Annotated in this window: 9 protein-coding genes; 7 read left to right on the plus strand and 2 right to left on the minus strand. The window is 69.5% G+C overall.

Annotated elements, in window-relative coordinates:
• The 3 genes from KY469_21840 to KY469_21850 all read left to right on the plus strand — a co-directional run.
• Window positions 1–257: DUF4166 domain-containing protein (locus tag KY469_21840; protein ID MBW3665742.1), on the plus strand; the 257-nt coding region annotated here is incomplete at its 5' end.
• A complete protein-coding gene (locus KY469_21845; protein MBW3665743.1) occupies window positions 254–805 on the plus strand; it encodes a hypothetical protein in 552 nt (183 codons plus the stop codon). The genes KY469_21840 and KY469_21845, both read left to right, overlap by 4 nt.
• Window positions 802–1,209, plus strand: coding sequence for a hypothetical protein (locus tag KY469_21850; protein MBW3665744.1), 408 nt, complete (start codon window positions 802–804; stop codon window positions 1,207–1,209). The genes KY469_21845 and KY469_21850 overlap by 4 nt, the downstream gene beginning before the upstream one ends.
• A gap of 27 nt (window positions 1,210–1,236) precedes the next feature.
• On the opposite strand, the gene KY469_21855 is transcribed toward KY469_21850, so the two are convergent.
• A complete protein-coding gene (locus KY469_21855; protein ID MBW3665745.1) occupies window positions 1,237–2,493 on the minus strand; it encodes a hypothetical protein in 1,257 nt (418 codons plus the stop codon).
• Window positions 2,494–2,805: 312 nt separating this feature from the next.
• Here KY469_21855 and KY469_21860 point away from each other — a divergent pair, with 312 nt between their 5' ends.
• The 3 genes from KY469_21860 to KY469_21870 are packed head-to-tail and all read left to right on the plus strand — an operon-like array spanning window position 2,806 to window position 6,045.
• Window positions 2,806–4,572 (plus strand): SLC13 family permease, encoded by a 1,767-nt coding sequence (locus KY469_21860; protein ID MBW3665746.1) that lies wholly within the window; start codon window positions 2,806–2,808, stop codon window positions 4,570–4,572.
• Between the two features lie 41 nt (window positions 4,573–4,613).
• Window positions 4,614–4,898 carry a hypothetical protein gene (locus tag KY469_21865; GenBank protein MBW3665747.1) on the plus strand — a complete coding sequence of 95 codons (285 nt, stop codon included), beginning with the start codon at window positions 4,614–4,616 and terminating at the stop codon, window positions 4,896–4,898.
• Window positions 4,846–6,045 carry a GGDEF domain-containing protein gene (locus KY469_21870; protein MBW3665748.1) on the plus strand — a complete coding sequence of 400 codons (1,200 nt, stop codon included), beginning with the start codon at window positions 4,846–4,848 and terminating at the stop codon, window positions 6,043–6,045. The genes KY469_21865 and KY469_21870 overlap by 53 nt, the downstream gene beginning before the upstream one ends.
• Window positions 6,046–6,180: 135 nt before the next feature.
• On the opposite strand, the gene KY469_21875 is transcribed toward KY469_21870, so the two are convergent.
• Window positions 6,181–6,699: a hypothetical protein gene (locus KY469_21875; protein MBW3665749.1), complete on the minus strand. Its 519-nt coding sequence runs from the start codon at window positions 6,697–6,699 to the stop codon at window positions 6,181–6,183.
• A 286-nt stretch (window positions 6,700–6,985) separates the two neighbouring features.
• On the opposite strand from KY469_21875, the gene KY469_21880 reads away from it, so the two are divergent.
• The coding region (locus KY469_21880; protein ID MBW3665750.1) for a response regulator at window positions 6,986–7,285 on the plus strand (300 nt) is incomplete at its 3' end.

Genomic DNA, 7,285 nt, shown 5'->3' on the forward strand with positions numbered 1-7,285 from the left:
GGTTCGGGGCGTTGCGGCTGACCTTCGCGCTCGAGGCCGATGCCGGGACCCTGCGCTTCCACCAGCGCGACTGCTGCCTCGTGGTGGCCGGGCTGCGCATGCCGATACCGGCCGATCTCACCCCGCGGGTCGACGCGACCGTCGAACCGACCCGCAACACCGTCCAGGTGTGGGTCCGGGTCCAGATCGCCACACCGATGACCGGCCCCTTGCTGACTTACACAGGTCCGATGTCCATCGAGAAGGACCGACCGTGACAACCGCGCTGTGGCTGCTGTTCGTCCTCGGGCTCGTCGGGGCCTTCGACACCCTGTACTTCCACGAGTGGCGCGGGAAGCTCGTCGCCGACCCCACGATGCGTCCCGAACTGAAGCTGCATGTCGCCAGAGACGCCATCTACGTCATCATCTTCGCGACGCTACCCACCGTGGCCTGGCGAGGATGGTGGACCGCCATCCTTGCGACGCTGCTGGCCGCCGAGATCGCCATCACCCTGGCCGACTTCGTTACCGAGGACGAGGTCCGTGCGGGCATCGGTGGCGTGTTCCCCGGAGAACGCGTCACCCACGCGGTCATGGGCATCGTGTACGGGGCGATGCTCGCCTACCTCGTCCCCACGATGTGGCGCTGGATGCAGCAACCGACCGACCTGACCCTCGCGACCCACCCGGTGCCGGACCCCCTCACCTGGTCGCTGATCGCCATGGCAGCCGGGATCCTCCTCCACGGCCTCCGCGACCTGTGCGCCGTCATTGGCCTCCCGGGCAGCCACTGGCCGTACGAACCACCGGGGGGAACCGCATGAGACGCCGACGTCAGCACTGCGCCGTCTTCGCTGCAGCCGGGATCTACAACCTCGCCTGGGGCGCCGTGGTCGCACTGCACCCGGTGTCCCTCTACCGCGCGGCGGGCATACCCGTCCCCGACCATCCAGAGGTCGCCAGCGCACTGGGGATGGTCATCGGCCTCTACGGCATCCTGTACCTCCAGGTGGCCCGCCGCCCCGAACACGGATGGCTGATCGCAGCCGTTGGAGCGTTCGGCAAGATCGCCGGGCCCGCAGCCTTCGCCTGGCACGTCACAGCCGGCAACTGGCCTCCCGACGGACTGACCATCATCGTGGTCAACGACCTCGTCTGGTGGTTGCCGTTCGCCACGTACCTGCACGACGCATGGCCCGACTCCCTCCGGACGCGGCACTCGGTCTGAGCGGTGCGATCGGGAGGTGGGCGGGGCTCAGGTCGTAGGAACGAGCTCGAGGATGCGGTAGGAGATCTCGTCGTCGACTGCGTTGACGATCGGGTCGAGCTCGGCGGCGACTGGATAGCCGAGGTCGGGGTCGTAGGCGACGTCCACGTCGCCGTCGGTCCGAGCCGCAGCGATCTCGTCGAAGATCGCGTCGACGGTCAGGGCCGTACCCCCGTAGTTCCGATCGTCCGGTGCGTCGACGGATCGGAGTTCACCGTCAGCGACCTCGACGGTGACCGGCCCGGTGAACGCGCAGAAGCAACGCACGTCGACGACCATGTGGTAGTCGTCGATGCCGGCCCGGTCCCACCGCTGGCGAGCGTCGGTGTGATCGCGCGCGCTGTCCTCCGCGAGGGGCAGCGCGCGCGGCAGGAAGTCGGCGACTCCGAGGCTCACCTCGACCGCACGGTCGTGTGCGTACATGGCCTCGACGAAGCCGTACTCGTCGTCCAGCTGGAGTTCTCCCTCGAGCGCCCCCGCAACCCGCCGTGCCTCCACGAAGAGCTCGTCGATCGTGGGCGCGCGGTCAGGCGGCACAGCACAGTCACGGTCGAGATCGACCGCCTGGACGACGGAGCGGTCCCGGACCACCACGCGGACCGGACCGTCCCCGCACTCCTGCCCACGGTCACCGCGGCGGATCAACGTGACGACGGCTGTCCAGTCCGCCGGTGCCGACGCCTCCCACCGAGCGTTGCCTTCCTCGAGCCGAGCCAGGACGTCTGGATCCGCCAGCGACTCCGGGGTGTCGCCGCCCGCCGGAACCGACCCGTTCCAACGGGCGTCCCAGTCGCTGCGCGTCGCGGGCGTCCAGGGTTCGCTCTCGCAGGGGATGACGTCTCCTGACGCCAGGGCACCGGACTGGTAGCGGGTCGCGGCGACCAGCCACCGTCGGCCGCGCTTCGCCTCCCAGCCTGGAGTCCACAGTCCGAACCGTTCGCCCAGATCGTCGGTGAACCACGAGTCGACCTCGAAGGTCACCCACGGTGCCGGTCCCCCCTCATCCACGGCAGCAACGCTCCCCGCGAAGGCCGACTCGATGCGCGCGTCGCCGGGGCACGGTTCCTCCACCGTGCGTGCGAACGCTCGGTCGGGTGGTCGCGGAAGCCCCGCTCCGGCCGTCGGCGAACCTGCCTCCGAAGGCGACGACGTGCCCGCACCTCCGGCGGGTCCGGCCAACTCGAGTTCGGGTGACCCGCCACAGCCCGCCAGCGCCAGCGTGATCACGCTCGCAAGCACCGTCATCCACGAACGGCTCGCTCGCTCCCGCACAGCTCCTCCTCTCGCAGATGTCGCGATGTCTCGAGCGTTTGACGCTCGACGCACCGGGATCGTTCCGCGACGGTGTTCGCTGACCGCACGTTCGCATGGGTGGTGGAACGTGGTCGAGGCCTTCGCGCCCGATGCATGGTTGGTAAATGGCCGTGCAAGTCTGGGGCGGCGATGACGGCTTCCTTCAGTTGACCTTCAGGTGGGCCGTCCAAGCTGCCGCGTGTCGGGACGAAGGAGGGTGGCGGATGGAGCGGGTGAACTGGATAGCGGACCGGTCGAAGTGATGTGAGCGGTCTCGGTGCGGACGCCTGGATCACGGTGGCGGTGCTGGTGGTCGCGTTTGCGCTGCTCGTCTGGGACAGGTTGGCGCCCTCCGCGGTCGTGCTGGCGGCGACGGTGTTCCTGCTGATCGTGGACGTGGTCGACACCGATCAGGCCCTGTCCGGGTTCGCGAACCCCGCCCCGATCACGGTGGCGGCGCTGTACGTCCTCGCGCGGGCCGCACAGAAGACGGGCTTGCTGAGCCCGCTTACCTCTCGGATCCTCGGTGAGGGACGCGGGCGGCTCGATCTCGTCCGGTTGCTCGTGCCCACGGCTGCGGCCTCGTCGTTCCTGAACAACACCCCTCTGGTCGCGATGCTGACGCCGGACGTCGTGGGGTGGGCGGAACGCCGTGGTGTGTCCGCGTCACGCTTCCTGATGCCGCTGTCGTTCGCGGCGATCCTCGGCGGCACCGTCACCGTCCTGGGGACCTCCACGAACCTCGTGGTCTCGGGCCTGCTGGTGGAGGCCGGCCACGCTCCGTTCGGCCTGTTCGAGCTGACCCGGGTGGGCGGCGCCTCCGCGGTCGCGGGCCTGACTGTCCTGGTCGTGGTGGCGTGGCGGCTGATCCCGGAACGCCGCACGGCGACCGAACAGGCTGCCGAGGAGGTGCGTGAGTTCGTCGTGTTCATGGAGGTCGAGTCCGGCGGGGCGCTGGACGGCCGGCGTGTCTCCGAGACCGGTCTCATCGAACGTCGACACGTGTTCCTCGTCGAGGTGATCCGCGACGGGCACACCATGTCGCCGGTCGACCTCGAGACGGTCCTGCAGGGTGGGGACCGTCTGACGTTCGCTGGACAGGTCGGGCAGATCGTCGAGCTGCATCGGATGCGGGGGTTGCGGTCGACCGAGCAGAACCACCTCGAGTCGGTGGCCAGCCCTCAGCACGGTCTGTACGTCGCGGTGGTCGGGCGCAGCTCGCCGCTGGCCGGTCACGGCCTCGCCGACGTGGGGTTCATGGCCCGCTACCAGGCCGCGGTCCTGGCGATCCACCGCGACGGGCAGCGGTTGACCGAGGAGCCACGTGACGTGCGGGTGCGTGCTGGCGATGCGCTGCTGATCCTCGCCGACGAGGCGTTCCCCAGGAACTGGGCGGAGGCACGCGATTTCCTCGTCATCGCGCCGCTGGGTGGCGACCCGCCGTCCGCCACGGCCAAGGCGCCGGTCGTTGCCGCGATCACCGTCGGGATGATCGGGGTGGCGGCCTTCGGGATCCTCCCGATCCTCGAGGCCGCGCTGCTGGCGGCGGGTGCCCTGGTCGCCACCCGCTCGCTCACGGCCAACGAGGTCCGCGACGCGATCGACTTCGACGTCATCATCCTCATCGCTGCCGCTTTCGGGCTCGGGGCCGCCATGCAGACGACCGGGCTGGCGAGCGCGCTCTCCGAGGGGCTCGTCTCAGCGTTCGACGTCTTCGGCACCGTCGGGGTGGTGTTCGGGCTGCTGGTGGCGGTGTCGCTGCTCACCGAGCTGGTCACGAACAACGCCGCCGCCGTGGTCGTCTTCCCAATCGCGGCGTCGGTCTCGGCGCAGACGGGCCTCGACCTGCGGGCCATCGCCATCGCGATCGCCGTGGCCGCGTCGAGCTCGTTCCTGACCCCGATCGGCTACCAGACCAACACGATCGTCTACGGCCCGGGCGGCTACCGGTTCACCGACTACGCCCGCGCGGGCATCCCCCTCAACCTGACGGTGATAGGTGTCGTCACCGCGATGACCGTCATCAGCTGATCCGCGAGCGGCCGACCGGCATGGCGGGTTAGGCTCCGCGCGTGGGTGGGGAGACGGGTGCCGGGACGACCGTGGTCGCCCGCCCTGTCCGTCGGGTCATCACCTGGCACCTGTTGCCGTTCGCGGTGATCGCCGTGGCGGCGATCCCGCTGAGCTTCCTCCCCCCGGACGAACCGAACGCCACGCAGCTGGCGATCGCCGGCGTGATAACGGTCGCTGCGTTCCTCGCCGCGGCAGTTCTGCCGTGGGACCGTCTCCCCCCGCCCCGCGGTGGTGCTACCGCCACTCGCCTACCTGCTGGCGGTCGCGGTCCTGCGGCACGCTGAGGGCGGGTCGGCGTCCGGGTACGGGCCGCTCGTGTTGATCCCGCTGTTCTGGGTGGCGCTATATGCCGAGAGGGCGCAGGTCGCCACGGTCGTGGTTGGCATCGTGCTCGTCTTCATGCTGCCGATCGTGGTCATCGGATCGCCGGGCTACCCGTCCACCGAGTGGCGCCGTCCCCTCGTCTGGTTCGTGGTCGCTCCCACCGTGGGCCTGGTCGTCAACGACCTCGTGCGACGGATCCGAACGGAGGCGGCCGCGAACGAGCGACGCGCCCGCGCGCTGGACGCCGTCGCCGGCATATCCAGAGGGCTCGGTCACGGGGCGGACACCCGGTTGGGTATCTGCGAGGCAGCGTTGACGGTCAGCGAGGCCGGAGCCGCGTTCCTCGTCGAACCGGACGGCGACGGCCGATTGCGATCCACGGCTGTCGTCGGCGTCGACCTCACCGAGATCGTAGTGACCGTGGGCGAGCAGCCGTCCGCGATCGTCACGGCCTACACCTCCGGAGAGCGTCTGTTCATCCGGGACGCCGTCGACGATCCGCGGGTGTCACCGCGGCTCGTCGAGGCAACCGCCGCCGCCTCGCTGCTCCTCGAACCCGTCGTCCGGCGGGGTGACGTGGTCGGCGTGCTCGTGGTCCTATGGCGATGGCGAGTGGCCGGCCTCGACGACTTCTCGGCGATGGTCACTACCCTGCTGGCCACCGAGGCGGGCGTCGCGATCGAGCGGTCCGACCTGCTGCTCCAGCTCGACGAGATGGCCCGGACCGACAAGCTCACCGGGCTGCGCAACCGTCGGGCCTTCGACGAACTCCTGGAACGCGAGATGGCGCGGTCGAAGCGCACCGGGGAGCCGCTTGCCCTGGCGTTGGTCGACCTCGACCGGTTCAAGTCCTACAACGACACCCACGGCCCCACCAGGCCGGCGACGAACTGTTGGCCGCCGCGGCCTCAGCGTGGCGGGAGGTCCTGCGTGACGTCGACGTGCTCGCTCGGTGGGGCGGCGAGGAGTTCGTGGCGCTGCTGCCCGGGGCGGGACCATCGGAGGCACGCGAGACAGTCGAGCGCGTGCGGACAGCCACTCCGTTCGAGCAGACCTGCTCGGCCGGCATCGCCGTGTGGGACGGCTCGGAGGAGGCCGCCAGCCTGATCGCCCGTGCGGATCGGGCGCTGTACGAGGCCAAGGAGACCGGCCGCAACCGCTCCATCGTCGCAGCGAGCTGATATGCGAAGGGCCGGCCCTCGGGCCGGCCCTTCCGTCGTCTGCGTTCTGGGCAATCGGGTACTACTCGAGGTCGAACCAGTCCGCTCCGTCGATGCTGACCTGGAGCGCGCTGCTGCTGCTCACCTCTTCGGGGTCCCCGGCAGGCGTGGTGAGGCTCCAGTCCTTGCCGCCTGGGCAGCTGTTGACACCGGGACCGTCATTCACGACATCTTCCGTGGTGCCTCCTGCGTACCCGGTGAGGTTGAACCCGGTGATCTGGCCCTTCTTGTCGCGGGCGATGCTGTCGACGACGCCTTCGACGGTCGTCGTCGTCGTGCGCGCCCGCGGCTGCTCGTGCTCGTGCTTGGTGTTCGTGCAGACCCAGGAGACCTCGGTCACGACCTTGGATTCCGCCTGGAACTGGACGCTCGCGGCGTTGTCCTGGAGGGCCTTGTTGTTCCAGTTGTAGACGAGTTGGACGTCGCCCTTGCCGACGAATCCCGTGCCGTCAGCGGCGTTGAACGTGACGGCTGCGAAGGCCGCCGAGGCGAAGACGGCGAGCGCGACGCTTGCCGCCAGGATGGTGATGGTCTTCTTCATGTGCGTTCCTTGTCGTGTGGTTCGTCTTGTGCCCCGTGTTGGGAGCGGTCGCCCCCGAGGTCTGAAGCAAGGTTCGGTGGCGGGCCTGTTGCGAAGCTGTGCTGGACCTGAAGGGGGGCTGAAGACGGTTGCCCAGGAGTCCCCGCCCCGTAGGACCTGGGTCCTTCCATCGCCTTGGTCACCCAGGTGTGCGCTTCGGCCGCGAGGGCCTGAGCGGGGGCTGAAGTTCGGCTGAAGAGCGTCCTGGCGCCGCGCATGCTGCGATGCGCGTCCTTACCATCCGTCCATGGCTGACGAACCGCGCGTGCTGGTTGTGGAGGACGACCAGTCCGTCCGGGAGGCGGTCGCCCTGGCGCTGCAGGACGAGGGCTACGAGACCCACGCTCTGCCGCACGGTCTGGAGGTCGAGGCCGCGACTCGGTCCTTCCTGCCAGACCTGGCCGTGCTCGACGTGCGTCTGCCGGAGGGGCCGGGGGGTCTGAGCATGGCCCGGCTGATCCGGTCGATCAGCGACATCCCGGTGATCTTCCTCACCGCAGCGGACTCGGTCGAGGATCGCCTGGCGGGTTTCAAGGCCGGCGGTGAC

It is taken from the genome of Actinomycetota bacterium, from assembly GCA_019347575.1.
Lineage (GTDB): Bacteria > Actinomycetota > Nitriliruptoria > Nitriliruptorales > Nitriliruptoraceae > JAHWKY01.